Raw genomic sequence first — 16,428 nt, 5'->3', positions numbered from 1 at the left:
GCATGAGAACCAATTCGATAATGATCGATGCCGCCCGGCCAGCGGGATGGACGACGGCATTCGTATTCGGGGGCGGCTTCGTTATACTCGCCGCCCTTCTTTTTGTCAGTCTGACGTACGGCGAAGCGGACATTACGCTGCGCCAAGTAGTGGATGCGATCGCTAATCCGCAGGACAATCCCGCGCATCATATGGTGCGGGGCGTACGCCTGCCGAGAGCGGTCATGGGACTTCTCGCCGGCGCCGCGCTCGCTGTGTGCGGCGCGCTGCTGCAAACCGTAACGCGCAATCCGCTCGCATCGGCGTCGACGTTCGGCTTAAACGCCGGCGCTTACTTTGTGATTATGGCGGCGGCTATCTTTCTACCCGCCTTAAAGGCCGGCGCGCCGTTGCTGCTTGGCCTTGCGGGAGCGCTCGGCGCTGCGGCGATGACGTATTTGATCGCGGGAGGCAAGCGGGGCACGCCGGTGCGAATGGCCGTGGCCGGCATGATTGTCGGCTTGGTGCTCTCTTCCTTCACGAGCGCGCTGCAGCTGCTGTTCGAGACCGAAGCGTCCCAGCTGCTTGCCTGGGGAGCCGGCTCGCTCGTACAGAACGACTGGAGCGGCGTACAATATGCCGCGCCATGGATCATTGTCGGAATCGTTTTTGTGATGTTTCGCGCACGCGCTTTCGACATGCTGGAGCTTGGGGAGGAGACGGCCCGTTCCCTCGGCCAGAAAGTGGATACGGCGCGCTTCACCGGCATCGCTGCCGCTGTCCTGCTTGCCGGCGTGACGGTAAGCGTCGTCGGACCGATCGGTTTCGTCGGCTTGATCGCGCCGCATCTGATCCGGCTTATGGGCTTGCGCCGCCATCTGTACCTGCTGCCGGCCAGCGCCTTATGGGGGGCGGTAATTCTGGTCGGCGCCGATACGATCGCCCGGATGTTCCGCAGCTCGATCGGCGAGCTGCCGGCGGGGGCAGTTACGGCCCTCATCGGCGCGCCGTGGCTCATCTGGCTTACCGTACGCGTGATGAAGGACAGGCAGACTCAGGAAAACGGCTCGTCCATGAGTATCGGGGCAACCGGTGCGCGCATTCCGTATCCGGTACTCGTCGCCGGGGCTTTGCTTATGCTGGCGGTTTTGATCATCGGCGGTTTAATGGTGGGGACTTTGCGGCTATCTATAAGCGAAGTATGGCTTGCGATGACGGGCGGAGGCCAGGAGTTTGCGCGCAACGTCGTGATGGACCTGCGTCTTCCCCGGATATTGGTCGCGGCATTTGCAGGCGCAGCGCTGGCGATTGCCGGCTCGATGATGCAGGGCGCCGTGCGCAACCCGCTCGCCGATCCGTCGGTCATCGGGGTCACCTCCGGAGCGGGCTTCGGGGCGCTTGCCGTCATTGTGTTATGGCCGCAGGCTTCGGCCGCGATGCTGCCTGTAGGAGCCATCGCCGGTGCGGTGCTGGCGGCGGCCCTCGTATACGCGTTTTCCTGGAGGAAAGGATTTAATCCGATCGTCCTTATTCTGGTCGGGATTGCCGTCTCCGCGATCGGGACGGCGGGCATCCAGTTTTTCGTAATCAAATCCGGAATCGCCGCGGCGCCGGGGCTTGCCTGGCTCGCTGGCAGCACCTATGCGCGCGGTTACGACGAATTGCTGCGTCTCGTCATCGCGGTCGGCTTGCTCGGACCGTTCGCATGGCGGCTTGGTAGGAGAATGGACCTGCTTGCCTTCGGGGATCAAGTGTCGCTGGGACTGGGGCTGAAGCTTCAGAGCACGCGTCTGATTGCGACCGCAATCGCCGTGCTGCTGGCGGCAGCGGCGGCTTCCGCCGTCGGCTCGATCGGATTTATCGGGCTGCTCGCGCCGCATGCGGTCCGTCTGCTGGTCGGCCACCATCATCGCAGAGCCGTCGTGCTTTCCGCGTTGATTGGCGCCCTGCTTCTCGTCGCAGCCGACCTGATCGGCAAAACGGTCATCGCACCGAAGGAAATCCCCTCGGGCATTATCGTAGCTCTGCTCGGAACGCCGTATCTGCTTATGCTCATGTACCGGAGCGCGGTGCGGAAGTGACGCGTCAACCTATGGAAGAGAAAGACACCTATCCCTGGTAGGTGTCTTTTGGCTTTTTGGGCTGGAGCGAACGAACGCAGTAAGAGCGGTTTGTACCCTTTATTTTGTCCGAAACCTCGATTGGACAAGAAATAAGAGCGGTTTGGAGCTGCTAAAATCGGCGATAAGGGTGCAGACGCGTCGAGTGAGTTGAAATAAGGGGTGCAAACCGCCTCTATTCGTCTCGATCGTCCCCATATGCCGAAAATAGAGGGTACGAGAGACTCTTAATTGCGGGGTTCACCTCACGAGCTCCAAAGCGTCACGGCCTCCCTTCACCAGCCGCATGGACTTCCTTCGACACCCTTTTATTTTCCCTGCTACCGTGCCGCCCTGCGGCATGGACATCTTCTTTGTTTAGGGACGCATTCCGCTTTCGGCGAGGCTGAACACGTTCTGTTCAAAAAAACGAAGAGGCTGAGGGGCCCATCGGAGGTCGAGCGGGTAGCAAACGGCAGAAGGAATGATAAATATTTCTTATATAAGCAAATTGTACTATTCTAAATATGTCGAATTTGTTACAATGAGCAAGTGTTCGACCTGATTGATTAAGGAGGAATGGAATTTTGACAAATTCTAAAGTGTTAAAATGGGTATCGGGTTCGCTGGAACTTTTTCTGGCCATCCCCATTTTAGGAGCGCTGGTGGTGATGGGAAGTTATTATACGGTACTCGGTGCCATGCTCGTTCTCCATATTGTGACCCTGGTCCTGTCCAAGCAAAATAACGAGCCCATTTACGGTTCGGTGCTGGGAATCATCACCTCGCTGGTAGCCTGGATTCCGCTTGTAGGCTGGATTCTCCACCTGCTCTCCGGGATCTTCCTTATGGTTACCGCCGCTCAGAAGAGCAAACCGCCCGCATCCCATCATTATTAAGATCATCCCGCACACATCCGTTCATCGGAACGGCCGTAAGCGCCAAGAAGCACCCGTAAGGGTGCTTTTTGCATGCCCGGGTAGCGGCGGAATGACCATGTTCAACGAAAAAGACACCCGCCCCCGGGTGCCTTTCCTGTTTCATTCGCCGCCTGATGCGCTCACGCGAGTCCCGTGCGTCTCTCGAATCGCCGGCAGTACGCCTCCAGCTCGCGGAAGGATACCGTATAAAACGCCAGCTCGTTCACGACCGACCGGGTCGAGCCGGGCAGCGCGCTGAATTTGGCGAAAAGCTTATCCGGATCCGTCGGGTCCGCGGCAGTCCAGAACTGAACCTGCTCGACCTCGGGATTGCCCTCCCGAATCAGATCGATAAGGGCGCGCAGGCCCTGGACGAACAAGGAGGTACGCCGGTATTCCGCCAAAATGAAAGCAACCTCCACCTGGCAGATGTGCCGATCTTCGTAACCGTTAGCACCGGTGCCGTAGACGAAGCCCGCCGCGCCGACGGTGTCGTAGGACTCTTCCTCGTAGGCAAGCATAGCTTTGCCGAAGATGAGAGGACTGCCGACGAAGCTAAGCTTCATGGCGAACGAATAAGGCAGGTTCAACTCCGCATGATGCTGGAGCAGAAATTCAATGTACGACTTAAAGTTCATTTCCAGTTCGCATGGACGAAATAGAAACGTCATTATTTCGGTTGTGCTCTCAGGGAATCGTTAGTAATAACGATTCTGCCGAATCCGCTGCCTTTTGTAGGTTTTTTACCGAATCCGAGTGGTGGAATCATGTGCCGCACCTCCTATACGAGATTGAAATAAAATAGGTTTAATATCCTAATTATACCTTGAGAAACGAATTTAAAATAGCTATGATTCTGTTAATTTTGACACAAAAAACGATTTCTTTGCCGAGGTTTCCTTCACGCTCATACCGGCTTTCGGTAAGTCTGGCATACAGCCTGCACAAGTATTCGTTCTCCGCCAGGGCGGCCAACCGGATTTCCTCTACTTCCGGATGGGCCGCGGCGATGTCGTACACCATACGCCGGAACCCGTTCAGAAACAGACGGGTCCCCCGGTAAGCCGGATCTACAATGACGATGTCGATCAGCGCGATATTTTTATCCTGGAACTCCTGCTCCGCCGTCCCGTGATAATAAGCGGAGGCTCCGATGACCCGCTGATCGGCATCGAGAGCCAGATACAGATGTCCGTCCGTCAGATAGGAATACAGCAGGGAGATTGCGTCCAGCGTTGTAAAGGAAGGATGCACGTCTTGTTTGTTTTGCAAAAAAAACAACCCGATTTTGGCGTAATCGTCATCCGTGACGCAATGTTGGAAATGTGCTGACATCGTGCTTTCCTTTCTGGCCATGCCGTCATAATCGCTTCTTCAGCGTTTGTTCCAGCGCCTGGAGAATTTGAGGATATTCGGCCGTCAGCCGATCGAACGACTCCCGTCTCACCGCAATCAGCACGGAAGGTGCCATCGCTCTTACTGTAGCGGTGCGCGGAATGTTTTTCAGCAGCGCAATCTCCCCGAAGTGGTCGCCGTCCTGCAGAACGGCGACTTGCTTCTCTCCTTCACCGGGGAATTGCTTCCGGACCTCAAATTTGCCGCGGACGATGATGTAAAACTTATTGGCTTCCTCGCCCTCGCGGACGACGTCCTCCCCTTCCTGACAAAGCTCGGTCGAGAACAAGCCGGCGATATTCTGGAGCAGCCGCCGGTCGATTCCGTCGAAGAAGGGCAGCTTCGCCAGCCGCTGAACTTCCACGGTAGCATGAAGCCCGTCGCTGGACAGATGGAAGCCGTGCTGCTTCTCCCATAGGCTGTGGTACAATCCGCTGTGTTGCACAAGCTCCTCGTGGGTGCCGGACTCCGCGATCCGGCCCTCGTGGAACACGTAGATCCGGTCCGCATGAACGACGGAGGCCAGCCGGTGGGTGACGGAGATAATCGTCATCTTCTGGCGGATCTGCTGAATCAGCTCGTTAATATCGGCTTCGGTCGCAGGATCGAGCGCCGACGTCACCTCGTCGAGCAGCAGCAGCTTCGGTTTTCTCAGCAGCGCCCGGGCAAGCGCGATCCGCTGGCGTTCGCCGCCGGACAACGTACCGCCTTCCTGGTGAATCCAAGTCTCATACCCCGACGGCCAGCGGGTTATAACATCATGAATCTTCGCCTGTTTGGCGGCTTCGATCATCGCTTCTTCGGTTGCCTCCAGGTTGTCCAGCAGCAAGTTGTCGCGAATCGTCGCGTTAAACAGAAACGTTTCCTGGGTAACGAGCGTTGCCAGCTTTCTTAAGGAAGCTTCGCTGACCGTGCGCAGGTCGTGACCGTTAATCTTCACCGTCCCTTGACCGGGATCGTAGAAACGGGACAGCAGCTGCAAAGCGGTGCTTTTGCCGGAGCCGCTCGGCCCGACGAAGGCCACGTAGCTGCCGGCCGGGATGTGCAGGCTGACGTTACGGAGCTGATCGGACTCTTCGGTATAGCCGAACGTAACCTGATCCATCCGGACTGAAGAGACGGAGGCGGGCAGTTCTACGGCTTCGGCCGCTTCAGGGATGTCCGGCTGATGGTCGATCAATTCGCCGACCCGGCGGAAGCTGGTGCTCGAATCAATCAGATTCGGAATCAGAAACGATAAGTTGGAGCCGGCTTGCCCGACGCTCATAAACAGCGTGAAAAAAGCCATAAAGCCGCCGATCGTCATCTCGTCTTGGAAAATGAAATAACCGCCGAGGCCCATCATAATCCCGTTCAAAATCAGCAAAGCGGTCAAAGGCATACGTTCCATCAGAGAGTTGGTTACGTGCAAGCGCAGGCCGAACGAAAACAGCTCGAGAATTTGCCCCCGCGCGCGCTCCCGGAACCGCTGCTGCTGATGCAGCCCTTTAATGGTCCGATGCCCCTTGGCCATCTCGTCAATCGTATTGGAGAAGCGCTCCTGAGCTTCCTTGTAGTTCCGGTTGGCAGCTTCGGCACGTCCTTGAAGCAGCCGGGGGCCGACAAACATCAGTGCAGAGCCGGCCAGCACGGCCAGCGTCAGCTTCCATTCGATCGAGAACAGCATGCCGAGGCCGAGCATAATATTTAACAATTCCTTCAGAAAGAAAGGACTGGTGAACCGAATGGCGTTTTCGATGGACGACATATCCGACGAGAAGCGGGTGACCAGATCGCCGACTTTATAGCGCTGATAGAAGGGAAGGGACTGCTTCTGCAGATGCGCGAACAAGTCGGTTCTGAGCTGACGGATCACTCCGCCGCTCAGCTTCCCGAGCGAGTAATCCCCGAATTGGCCCGCCGCGATGTTGAAAAGCCCGCCGCCGATCAAGATGCTCATGATGAGAAGGAAAACCTGAAAATCTTTGGGCGTAAACGCTTCGTCCACTAAATATTTGAGGCTCAGGGGGGCTGCAACCGAATAGGCGACCTCGACAAAAATACTGAATATGAAAATGCCGCTCAGCAGCTTATAGCGCTTAAGCTGGTGCAAGAGGATCTTGATTAAACTCAACTCAAATCGCCGCCTTCCAGTACCCATAGATTACCGTAGATTATTCATGCTGTAAACGGTTCCTGCCAGGCGCTTCGGCTTAATTCCGGTCCGCAAGTCCATGGGCGTGAAGCTCTCCCGCAAGCCCCGGCTGCCCATCGTATTCAGGCGTTGTCCCGCACCGGTCAGGTTCTGCGACTGTCAACGCCTGGCGGCGTGTATGAACAGCTCCTTCGTAAACTTGATCCATTCCCTGGCTGCATGGGACATATACCCTTCCCGCCTCCAGGCCATATCGAGCCGCCAAGGGATGACCGGGTCCGTCAGGACGGCCGCTCTCACCTTGCCCGGATTCAACTGCCGGCACATCGTCTCGGGCAGCATGGCGATCCCCAGATCGGCGCCCACCATCTCTCCGATAAAATCCCACTGGGAGCTTTCATAGACGATATGAGGATCGAAGCCGACCGTACGGCATTCGGAGATGATCCGGTCGTGCAAAGCGAAGTCGCTGTTGAACAAAATAAACCGCTCCCCCGCAAGCTCCGCCAGCCGGATCTGCTCGCGATCCGCCAGCGGGTGGGCAGGGGGCAGGATGACCTTTAACCGGTCTTCGACCAGGGTGAAGGAATCGAACAGGACCTCGTCGATCGGCCACAGCGCGACCCCGACATCGAGAATGCCTTCGGACAAGCTTTCCTCGATTCGCTTGGCCCCGTTCTCCATCATCTTGATTGCTATGTTCGGGTATTGCTCCCGAAACTTCTTGATCACCTGCGGGAAAAAGCTCGAGCCTGCCATCGGCGGAATGCCGAGCCGGATGCTGCCCGTATTCAGGTACGTCAGATCATGCAAAGCCGCCTCCAGCCCGTCGAACAGCTGGAGAATCGGCCCGGCGTGGCTTACGATCGTTTCTCCGGCGGCCGTCAGCTTGATGTGTCTGCCCTCCCGGACGAATACTTCGACCCCGAGCTCATTTTCCAGATTTTTAACGATTTTGCTGATCGTCGGCTGGGTCAGGTGCAGTGCTTCCGCTGCTTTGGTAAAGCTGTTATGCCTGACGATTTCGGTGATGTATTGCAAGTGGCGGATGTCCAAAGCGGTTGCTCCTTCCATAGATAAAAGGAATGAAAACCATTCTATATATTGATTTTACGCATGAAAGGCGATCTTGTATACTTTTTACAAAGGAGCTGGACAGCGTGAGAAAAATGGCGGGGATCGCGCTTCAAATTTTATTTTTTGTCGGCATAGCCCAAATCGCGGACGGTCTCGCTTCAATCCTTCCTATCCCGGTTCCGGGAAGTATTGTGGGGATCGTTCTTTTATTTGTTCTGCTGAAGCTGAAGATCGTCCGTCTCGGGTGGATCGAGCAGGGCTCCAACTGGCTGATTGCCCAGATGCTGCTGTTTTTTATACCGGCTACTGTTGGCATTATGAACTATAAAAACATGTTTATGACGAGCGGACTTCGGATTATAGGCACGATCGCGATCAGTACGGCGGCTGTCATGATATGTTCGGGTTATATCGGCGAACGGATCGCTGCGCGCAAGGAAAGGGAGGCGTCATGATGGACGCGGTATTATGGCTGGGCTGCACGATCGCGGTCTACTGGGCGGCCAAACGGCTGTACAAGAAATATCCGAAAATGTATATGTCGCCGCTGCTTCTTACGCCGGTCGTCCTGATCGGCCTGCTGGCAATTAGCGGAGCTTCGTTCCAAACGTACAACGAGGGAGGCGTCTGGCTCTCGAACATGGTCGAACCGGCGACCATCGCATTAGCGGTCACGATGTATAAGCATATCGATCTGCTGAAAAAGCACGCCTTCGTCATCGTAGTCAGCGTCGGCTGCGGGGCGCTGACCGGAATCGTCACCTCGGCGGGACTGGCCCGTTTGTTCGGCCTGACCTCGGAGCTGATCGGCAGCCTCACTCCCCGTTCCGCGACGACGCCTATCGCGGTGTCGATAACCGGGCTGATCGGCGGCATCCCGACTATTGCCGCTGTAGCAACGCTTATCACCGGGCTGCTTGGTTTAGTGATCGGACCGCCCATCGTAAAATGGTGCGGAATCCGGAGCTCGATCGCCCAAGGGATTTTGTTCGGGACAAGCGCTCATTCGGCCGGGATCAGCAGGGCGTCGGAGTATGGTACGGCAGCGGGATCGATCGCGGGAGTCGCTATGCTGCTGACGGCATTCGTTACGCTGGGCGCCGCCCCGTGGATGATTGAATGGTTCCGCTAGACGGCGGGTCTGCCGCCTTTTTTTACCGGAAGCCGATCAACCGCCTTTTGCCTGCGAAGGAATAATTCCATATAATGAGGAATAGGTGTATACTTCGACGGTTTAAGGAGGTGACTGAGATTATGGACGATGAGCCAGAGGAAGCGGGCGATAGGATTCAGTCCGCAGGGTTGCATAATACAATCAAAATTTACGGGAAAACAAGTTACTATCCTCGGCATTGACTTTCCGTCCGGCTATTGGAGCTGCAGGAAAGACAATGACCTGACTACCTTGGATGGAGGAGGAGCAACTTGTTTACAGAAATTTTGGTTCTTATTGTACTCATTGTGCTGAATGCGTTTTTTGCTGCCTCGGAGATCGCCTTGATCTCGTTGAACGATAACAAGATCCGATCAATGGCCGATGCGGGGCACAAAAAAGCGAAACTGTTGCAGAGCCTTCTGAGCGAACCGAGCCGTTTCTTGGCCACTATCCAAATCGGGATTACGCTAGCCGGATTTTTGGCGAGCGCTTTCGCGGCCGAAAGTTTTGCCGGCAGAATGGCGCAGTACTTGTACTCGGCGGGAGTCCCTTTGCCGCAAAGCATGCTGGAGACGATATCGGTCATCCTGATTACGCTGCTTCTGTCTTATTTTACGCTTGTCCTGGGCGAACTCGTCCCGAAGCGGCTGGCGATGCAGAAGTCGGAATCGATCTCCATGTTTGCGGTCACACCGCTTACGTTTTTGCTGAAAATATCGGCGCCGTTCGTCAAATTGCTGACTCACTCGACGAACCTGCTCGTCCGTCTGATGGGGGTCGATCCTCATGAGAACAAAGAACAGGTGACGGAAGAAGAAATCCGGATGATGGTCGATGTTGGCAACGAGAACGGGACGATTCAGGAAACCGAGAAAATGATGATTAACAACATCTTCGAATTCGATAACAAGGCGGTCTCGGATATTATGACCCACCGGAGCTCGGTTACCGGCCTTCCGCTGAATTTGTCACTGAAAGAAGTGGCCGGGATGGTCAATATCGAGAAATATTCGAGATATCCGATATTCGAAGACAATATCGATAATATTGTAGGCATCCTGCACGTGAAGGACATCATGAAATATATCGAAGAAGGCAGCGAAGAGACGTTCGTCATTCGCGACATTATTCGTACGCCTTACTTCATTCCGACCTCCAAACGGATCGACGAGCTGTTTAAGGAGCTGCAGAAAAACAAGGTGCATATGGCGGTCGTCATCGACGAGTACGGCGGCACGGCCGGGATTGTCACGATCGAGGATCTGCTCGAGGAGATCGTCGGCAACATCTTCGACGAGCACGACGAGGAAGAGAAGGAATTCGAGCAGATGGACGACAGTACGTACGTCATCAACGGAAGTCTCAGTCTGCGGACGCTGAAGGACGTGCTGAACGTTCCTTTGCCGGTCGAAGACTACGACACGGTCAGCGGCTTCGTAGTCGGCCAGCTGGGCCGAATTCCGCTTGAGGATGAGAGGCCGGTCGTGGAGTACGAAGGATTGATCTTTCAAGTCGAGGAAGTCGACGAGAAGCGGATCAGCAAAGTTCATGTACTCCGGGCAGCGGCCGAATCCGCCTCCGATACCGAATCCGAGTAGCTGTCTCACCGCAGCGCCAGCGAGAATGAGGCTGAGCCGGCACCGTCCACCAACGCGTTCCCCTGTGACGCCCGGGCGGTGCTTTTCACATGTTGGCACGGCCGCGCAATGACAGTTTTTTTGAAGCATAGTTTTCGCAAACTCATGACTTCAGTCATGAGTTAGAAAACATCGGATAGGGCGTGGCTTATGCCACGTTAACTATCCGATACATGTTTAGGTGACTATTACAACAATCCCTTTAATGTCAAGGTTTCTATAGGTGAACAACGCTGACATAGGTTATCCTGTAATCAGAGGTGATTATGTGTCAAGGTTTCCTGGTCGATGTTTGGCTCCATGCTAGAGTACAAAGCGAAGTGGTATGGCCGCATAGTAGTGGCTGTAGGCTCAACATTCGCATCTTCGCAATTATGCTCCTGCTGTAGCTATAAGCACAAAGATGTAAAAGATTTGAAGTTGCGTGAATGGGACTGCCCGGAATGTGGAGCGCATCACGACCGAGACTTTAACGCAAGCCTGAATATTCTTGCCGAAGGCAAAAGACTTCTTGCTGTGTAATCCTTACACGAACTGTCGGAACGACAGGGTTAGCTTGGTGAACTTCTCTTCGTTAGAAGGGACTACCCAAGAATCTCGTGACTTTAGTCATGAGAGGTTCAAAGTTGGATCAAGTTTGCTATACTTAAACCCTATACGGTATACATACGATGGAGGTATTTTCGTGGAAAAGATCAGAGTAGGCATTGTAGGGTACGGCAATCTGGGCCGCGGTGTGCAAAGTTCGATCGCGCAAAACCCGGATATGGAGCTTGTAGCAATCTTCACAAGACGTCAGCCCGAAGGCATCCAGTCTTCCGTTCAGATGGTTCATATGTCCGAGATCGAGAGCTATATCGGGAAAGTGGACGTTATGATCTTGTGCGGGGGTTCCGCTACGGATTTGCCGGAGCAGGGGCCGTTCCTCGCGTCCATGTTCAACACCGTAGACAGCTTCGACCGCCATGCGAAAATCCCCGACTATTTCGACGCCGTTGACGGGGCGGCCCGCAAAGGTGGACACGCCAGCGTCATCTCCACCGGATGGGACCCGGGCTTGTTCTCGCTGAACCGGCTGCTCGCCGAAGCGGTTTTGCCGGAAGGAAACGACTACACGTTCTGGGGGAAAGGGGTTTCCCAAGGACATTCCGACGCGATCCGCCGCATAGCGGGCGTGAAGGCCGGCGTGCAGTATACGATTCCTAGCGACGAGGCCGTCCAGCGGGTCAGAGACGGGGAAAATCCGGAGCTGTCCACCCGGGAGAAACATCTGAGAGAATGCTTCGTCGTGGCAGAGCCGGGCGAAGACTTGGCGCGGATCGAGCGCGAGATTACGACGATGCCTAACTACTTTGCCGACTATGAGACGCGGGTTCACTTCATCAGCGAAGAAGAACTGAAGCAGAGTCATTCGGCGATGCCGCACGGCGGCCTCGTATTCCGCAGCGGCAAAACCGGCGAGAGCAGCAAGCAGATCATCGAATTCGGACTGAAGCTGGACAGCAACCCGGAATTTACGGGCAGCGTGCTGGTCGCTTACGCGAGAGCGATCCACCGTTATGCGAAGGAAGGCTTTATCGGGGCGAAGACGGTATTCGATATTCCGTTCAGCTATTTGTCTCCAAAATCGGGGGCTCAGCTTCGCCAAGAGCTGCTGTAAAGCTTCTCGGCCGGTAAACGGAGGGAGGTGCGGCGCATGAGCTTTATCGTGGAACGGATCGAGACCAAAATCGAATTTTTCGAAGCTTTCGATCTTCGCACGCTGGAGAGGAAGATCGAGGAGCAGATTCATAATAATAAGGTGCTGCTGCTGGACGTCAAGTCGGTTCAGCATCAGGCGACGTTTCACCCGCAAGCCGACAAGATGCTGTACACCGCTGTCGTGCATTTTGCGGTCAAGCAGTTGCCCTAGCGCCAGCGCCGCCCGGAACCCGGGATGGGCCTGAGAGGGGCACAAGAGACGTATGCGCAGGAGCGCATGCGTCTTTTTGTGCAGCTGCGCAAGTCATGCAAGGCCATCGGCCGCGGCTGACGAGGAAGTTTGTCCGAGCGGATCTGCCCTTCCGCCGAAGCGTCCCGGAACGAATTGTGTGTCGAAACTCCGAACATCGTGCGTATTTCCTAATAAATACCTGTGAACCAAACGTGTTTTGGTATATATTCCTTCAAAGGCCATCAGTTCTCAGACTAGAGGTGCAGCCATGAATCTAAGCATTCGCTGGAAAATTGTACTGATTTACTCCGTCATCGTTGCGCTTGGCATTGTAGCGTTGTCGGGTTATGCGTCGATTTCGATGAACCGGGAAGTCGTCGGGATTGTGAGCAAGCAGCTGGAAGCGGACCTCGAGATCGGCAAGGTGCTGCTGCAGGAAGACGTCCCCGGCGAGTGGAGCGAGAAGGACGGCAGTTTATATAAAGGGCATACGCTGCTGAACGACAACTTCGTATTCGTCGACAAGCTTGCCAAGCTGTTGGGCAACGAGGCGGCGGTGACAGTATTTGTCGGCGATACCCGCGTCTCGACCAATGTGACGGTAGACGGCAAGCGGGCGGTAGGCACGAAAGTGTCGGATGAAGTGAGGCAGAAGACGTTAGTGGAGAAGGGGAGGTTTCTCGGCCTCGCTCAAGTCGTGGGGGCGGATTATCAGGCGATCTATGAGCCGATCCTGGACGGAAAAGGAGAGGCTATCGGCATTTTGTTCATCGGCATCCCGAACCGGATCTTCGAGGAGGCGCAGCACGGCTTTCTCCGCCACATGATCACAGCGGGCTTGCTCGGCGTAATCGTGCTGGTCGTCTTGGTCTGGTTCGGCAGCGGCAAGTTTACGAGGCCGCTCACGAGGCTGGCCGACGTAACCGCCCAAGTGGCGTCGGGCGATTTGCAGGCGAAGACCGACCCGCTGCGCTCGAAAGACGAGATCGGCAAGCTGAACGGCTCGGTTCAGGGGATGATCGACAGCTTGCGCGAGTTGATCGGACATATTCACCAGGCGGTCCGGCAAGTAGTCGGCTACTCCGCTCAGCTCGCCGCCAGCGCCGAGCAGACCAAGGCGTCCGCCACCGATATTACGGATACGATGCAAGGCATGGCCTCCGGTGCGGAAGTTCAGGTCCAGGCCGCGGATGAAAGTGCGAGGGCGATGGAAGAGATGGCGTCCGGCATTCAGAAAATCGCCGAATCGGCCTCCTACGTAAATGAAGCCTCCGGCGAGATGGTACGGCAGGCGGACGCCGGCAATGCTTCAGTCCAAACCGCGGTAGGCCAGATGGAGGTCATGAGTCGATCCATCGCGGACGTATCCGAAGCGATTCGTGAGCTGACCCGTCTCTCTGCAGAGGTGGAACAGATGGCTGCGGCGATTAAAGGCATCTCCTCGCAAACGAATCTGCTGGCCTTGAATGCGGCCATAGAAGCGGCTAGAGCCGGGGAGCATGGGAAAGGCTTCGCCGTCGTCGCTGCCGAGGTGCGCAAGCTGGCCGAGCAGGCCGGCGTGCAGGCGGAGCAGATCACCGGGCTGATCGAACGGATGCAGACGGCTACGACAGGTGCTGCGGCCAAGATGACGCAAGGGATGGAGGAAGTCCGCATCAGCGTCGATCGGGTGGAGCAGGCCGGCCGCACGTTTGCCAGCATCGTAGCCTCGACGAAGGACGTAACGGCCCAGATCGAGGAAGTATCGGCCGCGTCCGAGCAATTGTCGGCCGGAACGGAGCAGATCGCCGCCTCCATCACGGAAATCGCCAGGATTGCCAGACAATCGGCCTCTGGCATCGAGGAAGCGGCTGCCGCCTCGGAGGAGCAGCTTGCATCGGTGGATGAGATCTCGCGGTCCTTGGAGGCGATGAACGGGATGACGGGGCAGCTCGAGCGGCTGGTGGGCAAGTTTAAAGCGTAGGCAGGCTGCGGAAAACCGTTCTGAGATCGGTCCAGCCGGCTGAATTGTTAACACGAAAGATCCGGCAGGCGAACCGGGACATGGGTAACTTTTAAATACGAGTTCAAAAAGTCCGGTTTTCAGCACCGAGAAGATGGGATGAAACTGGGAAATGAGGAGCGTAGCGTAGTGGCAGCTACGTGAGCACCGGAAGTTCCGGCTGAATTCCATATTCGATGTCGACAGGCTTCCTGACCGGCTTGGTGATCAAAAGTGGACTTTTTGAACAACATCTTAAAGGGGAATGTCGTTTTTGATGAAGGTTTTGGCTAAGCTTTCAACATGAAGGTCCCGGTTCGTTTTATCGTAATCCTCCAGCACATCGATCACATATTCTTCACCGGCCTCGGTTGCTCTAAAAATGAATTTTTCCGTATCCTCGATGCGCACATTGTGGCCGCAAGCCTTCAAGCATTGTTCGAAATCCTGGAGCGTAGGCTGCGCACCGGGTTCCAAATAAATAAGTCCGCGCAGCAGCTTGGTTTCGTCCTTACGGAAAATTTTAAAGTAAACGGTATGTTCTTTACGCATAATTGTAGCCTCCTATAGGACATTCCTCATGTAAAATCTAGGTATGGTACCATCATATTTTCATTGCCGGGCTTTTGTCTATAGATTTTGCCAACTGCCAACGATTTGTCGTTTTTACATTCGTTTTGGGAGCGGCGATAAATCGGATTTGCTTTTTGAAATCGGATATGCTATGATACAGATACTGAAATTTTGACCTGAACTCACATATTGTAGAGGGTTATTATTTTCTGTGAATAACCTTGTCCAATATGTGATTTTTTATTTTAAAGCAAAATAAAGGTCATGTAATTTATTTAGGAGGTAATTCAATATGCAAACAGGAACAGTAAAATGGTTTAACGCAGAGAAAGGTTTCGGCTTCATCGAAGTTGAAGGCGGAAACGACGTATTCGTTCACTTCAGCGCAATCGTTGGCGACGGCTTCAAATCGCTGGACGAAGGCCAACGCGTAGAGTTCAACGTTGTTCAAGGCAACCGCGGACCACAAGCTGAGAACGTAGTTAAACTGTAAGAAGCACGAACACATAAAGCCCCAAACCTTTGCGTTTGGGGCTTTATTACTTAAATGCGGTCTGTAGCTCGATAGCGGTGACTTGTCAAAGCGAGCTGTAATGAGTGGGAACCGAAGCTTCTCATACTGACGATGGATCACTATTAGAGGGAAAAGAGGGACGTCATGTACTATTCACGCAGAAAGCCGCTGGACGAAATTCCACAGGAGCTAACGCTCGTATGGTCTTGCACGAACGAAAAGTGTAACGGTTGGATTCGAGATAACTTCTCCTTTTCGAATCAGCCGATTTGTCCCCAATGTCAATCCGCCATGGCGAAAACCGAAAAGATGATTACCGTGATCGCGAACACAAGCCCCAATTCATCCAAAAAATAAATGGAGATTCATGAAGAAGCCCGGCCGCACGAGGTCGGGTTTTTTGCATTTGGCAAAGCCGCCCTGCCTGTTTCCGTTCCCCTCATTCTTGGGTGCAGGTTATTGTGTGCAGGTTATGTTCGCCTTCGTCAAAACGTATGCACGCGGGCTCTGAGCAAAATAGGAGTCTTCGGTACCTTCTAAGAAAAACGCCGACCCCTTGGAGGAGGTCGGCGTTTCTCGGTTAGCCGGACAAGCCGTGTACGCTTTTTGTAATCATCTCGCGCAGCTCGGCCTGATGCGTCTCGAACTGTTCGGCGGTTATGCTGCCGCTGGTCAGGCGCGACGTGAGCTGCTGGGATAGTTCGGCGACCTGGAGATCGATGACGTCCTCCACATCCACACGCTGCTCCTCGGCGAGGTCGGCCAGCGTGCGGCCGTTGTACAGGGCGTCGTGAATCTCCTCGTCCGACAACCCGCCGAGCACATGCTGCAGCGACGCGACGGTCTCCGGACGCGAGGAATCCCGGGTATGGACGGCAGGATCGGCTTGACCCGGCAAGCCCAAGGAGGCATTGGCTTCTTCATTTTGAAAGACAGTGCTTATGGATATGACGATAGCGATTGTACCGGCTATGATGATTTGCTTCGGATTCATATGATGCATCCTCTTTTCTCTTTTTCACAAAAAAGG

Annotated in this window: 16 protein-coding genes and 1 pseudogene; 11 read left to right on the top strand and 6 right to left on the bottom strand. The window is 54.9% G+C overall.

Features of this window, described 5'->3' with window-relative positions; all coding sequences use genetic code 11:
• Positions 1–2: 2 nt before the first annotated feature.
• Positions 3–2,060 (top strand): iron ABC transporter permease, encoded by a 2,058-nt coding sequence (locus PV433_RS27710; protein ID WP_332075273.1) that lies wholly within the window; start codon positions 3–5, stop codon positions 2,058–2,060.
• 605 nt (positions 2,061–2,665) lie between these two features.
• Positions 2,666–2,977 carry a hypothetical protein gene (locus PV433_RS27705; protein ID WP_190930225.1) on the top strand — a complete coding sequence of 104 codons (312 nt, stop codon included), beginning with the start codon at positions 2,666–2,668 and terminating at the stop codon, positions 2,975–2,977.
• 161 nt (positions 2,978–3,138) lie between these two features.
• On the opposite strand, the gene PV433_RS27700 is transcribed toward PV433_RS27705, so the two are convergent.
• The 4 genes from PV433_RS27700 to PV433_RS27685 form a co-directional block, all read right to left on the bottom strand.
• Positions 3,139–3,636 (bottom strand): hypothetical protein, encoded by a 498-nt coding sequence (locus PV433_RS27700; protein WP_332075272.1) that lies wholly within the window; start codon positions 3,634–3,636, stop codon positions 3,139–3,141.
• 181 nt (positions 3,637–3,817) lie between these two features.
• Positions 3,818–4,333: a hypothetical protein gene (locus PV433_RS27695; RefSeq protein WP_332075271.1), complete on the bottom strand. Its 516-nt coding sequence runs from the start codon at positions 4,331–4,333 to the stop codon at positions 3,818–3,820.
• Positions 4,334–4,358: 25 nt separating this feature from the next.
• The gene (locus PV433_RS27690; protein ID WP_332075270.1) at positions 4,359–6,506 is read right to left on the bottom strand and encodes an ABC transporter transmembrane domain-containing protein; all 2,148 of its coding nucleotides are present in this window, start codon (positions 6,504–6,506) and stop codon (positions 4,359–4,361) included.
• 180 nt (positions 6,507–6,686) lie between these two features.
• The gene (locus PV433_RS27685) at positions 6,687–7,583 is read right to left on the bottom strand and encodes a LysR family transcriptional regulator (RefSeq protein ID WP_332075269.1); all 897 of its coding nucleotides are present in this window, start codon (positions 7,581–7,583) and stop codon (positions 6,687–6,689) included.
• Positions 7,584–7,696: 113 nt separating this feature from the next.
• Here PV433_RS27685 and PV433_RS27680 point away from each other — a divergent pair, with 113 nt between their 5' ends.
• From PV433_RS27680 to PV433_RS27650, 7 genes and pseudogenes are all read left to right on the top strand, one after another.
• Positions 7,697–8,059, top strand: a complete 363-nt coding sequence (locus PV433_RS27680; protein WP_332075379.1) for a CidA/LrgA family protein — start codon at positions 7,697–7,699, stop codon at positions 8,057–8,059.
• A complete protein-coding gene (locus tag PV433_RS27675) occupies positions 8,056–8,736 on the top strand; it encodes an LrgB family protein (protein WP_332075268.1) in 681 nt (226 codons plus the stop codon). Before PV433_RS27680 ends, PV433_RS27675 begins: the two co-directional genes overlap by 4 nt.
• Before the next feature lie 293 nt (positions 8,737–9,029).
• Complete coding sequence (locus PV433_RS27670) at positions 9,030–10,358, top strand: hemolysin family protein (RefSeq protein ID WP_332075267.1); 1,329 nt, start codon at positions 9,030–9,032, stop codon at positions 10,356–10,358.
• A gap of 312 nt (positions 10,359–10,670) precedes the next feature.
• Positions 10,671–10,919: pseudogene (locus tag PV433_RS27665) on the top strand (zinc ribbon domain-containing protein); the annotation flags it as partial.
• 163 nt (positions 10,920–11,082) lie between these two features.
• Positions 11,083–12,057, top strand: coding sequence for a diaminopimelate dehydrogenase (locus PV433_RS27660; RefSeq protein ID WP_332075266.1), 975 nt, complete (start codon positions 11,083–11,085; stop codon positions 12,055–12,057).
• Positions 12,058–12,093: 36 nt separating this feature from the next.
• Positions 12,094–12,309, top strand: coding sequence for a DUF2536 family protein (locus tag PV433_RS27655; protein ID WP_332075265.1), 216 nt, complete (start codon positions 12,094–12,096; stop codon positions 12,307–12,309).
• A 289-nt stretch (positions 12,310–12,598) separates the two neighbouring features.
• Positions 12,599–14,293: a methyl-accepting chemotaxis protein gene (locus PV433_RS27650; protein ID WP_332075264.1), complete on the top strand. Its 1,695-nt coding sequence runs from the start codon at positions 12,599–12,601 to the stop codon at positions 14,291–14,293.
• A gap of 273 nt (positions 14,294–14,566) precedes the next feature.
• On the opposite strand, the gene PV433_RS27645 is transcribed toward PV433_RS27650, so the two are convergent.
• The gene (locus PV433_RS27645; protein ID WP_332075263.1) at positions 14,567–14,863 is read right to left on the bottom strand and encodes a hypothetical protein; all 297 of its coding nucleotides are present in this window, start codon (positions 14,861–14,863) and stop codon (positions 14,567–14,569) included.
• 313 nt (positions 14,864–15,176) lie between these two features.
• Between PV433_RS27645 and PV433_RS27640 the strand changes: the two genes are divergently transcribed.
• Both PV433_RS27640 and PV433_RS27635 read left to right on the top strand, forming a co-directional pair.
• Positions 15,177–15,377, top strand: coding sequence for a cold-shock protein (locus PV433_RS27640; protein WP_040951936.1), 201 nt, complete (start codon positions 15,177–15,179; stop codon positions 15,375–15,377).
• A 165-nt stretch (positions 15,378–15,542) separates the two neighbouring features.
• Positions 15,543–15,755, top strand: a complete 213-nt coding sequence (locus PV433_RS27635) for a cold-shock protein (RefSeq protein ID WP_332075262.1) — start codon at positions 15,543–15,545, stop codon at positions 15,753–15,755.
• A gap of 223 nt (positions 15,756–15,978) precedes the next feature.
• On the opposite strand, the gene PV433_RS27630 is transcribed toward PV433_RS27635, so the two are convergent.
• The gene (locus PV433_RS27630; RefSeq protein ID WP_332075261.1) at positions 15,979–16,392 is read right to left on the bottom strand and encodes a hypothetical protein; all 414 of its coding nucleotides are present in this window, start codon (positions 16,390–16,392) and stop codon (positions 15,979–15,981) included.
• Positions 16,393–16,428 lie beyond the last annotated feature (36 nt).

The sequence above is a fragment of the Paenibacillus sp. GYB004 genome (genome assembly GCF_036577605.1).
Taxonomy (GTDB): domain Bacteria; phylum Bacillota; class Bacilli; order Paenibacillales; family NBRC-103111; genus Paenibacillus_AB; species Paenibacillus_AB oceani.
The sequence above is the reverse complement of the archived record's forward strand: the minus strand, read 5'-3'. Positions and strand labels throughout refer to the sequence as shown.

Excerpts from the sequence above, each read along its gene's own strand:
- PV433_RS27710 (WP_332075273.1), top strand. The coding sequence starts at position 3 with ATGAGAACCAATTCGATAATGATCGATGCCGCCCGGCCAGCGGGATGG.
- PV433_RS27700 (WP_332075272.1), bottom strand. The coding sequence starts at position 3,636 with ATGAACTTTAAGTCGTACATTGAATTTCTGCTCCAGCATCATGCGGAG.
- PV433_RS27695 (WP_332075271.1), bottom strand. The coding sequence starts at position 4,333 with ATGTCAGCACATTTCCAACATTGCGTCACGGATGACGATTACGCCAAA.
- PV433_RS27680 (WP_332075379.1), top strand. The coding sequence starts at position 7,697 with ATGGCGGGGATCGCGCTTCAAATTTTATTTTTTGTCGGCATAGCCCAA.
- PV433_RS27675 (WP_332075268.1), top strand. The coding sequence starts at position 8,056 with ATGATGGACGCGGTATTATGGCTGGGCTGCACGATCGCGGTCTACTGG.
- PV433_RS27655 (WP_332075265.1), top strand. The coding sequence starts at position 12,094 with ATGAGCTTTATCGTGGAACGGATCGAGACCAAAATCGAATTTTTCGAA.
- PV433_RS27650 (WP_332075264.1), top strand. The coding sequence starts at position 12,599 with ATGAATCTAAGCATTCGCTGGAAAATTGTACTGATTTACTCCGTCATC.
- PV433_RS27645 (WP_332075263.1), bottom strand. The coding sequence starts at position 14,863 with ATGCGTAAAGAACATACCGTTTACTTTAAAATTTTCCGTAAGGACGAA.
- PV433_RS27640 (WP_040951936.1), top strand. The coding sequence starts at position 15,177 with ATGCAAACAGGAACAGTAAAATGGTTTAACGCAGAGAAAGGTTTCGGC.
- PV433_RS27635 (WP_332075262.1), top strand. The coding sequence starts at position 15,543 with ATGTACTATTCACGCAGAAAGCCGCTGGACGAAATTCCACAGGAGCTA.
- PV433_RS27630 (WP_332075261.1), bottom strand. The coding sequence starts at position 16,392 with ATGAATCCGAAGCAAATCATCATAGCCGGTACAATCGCTATCGTCATA.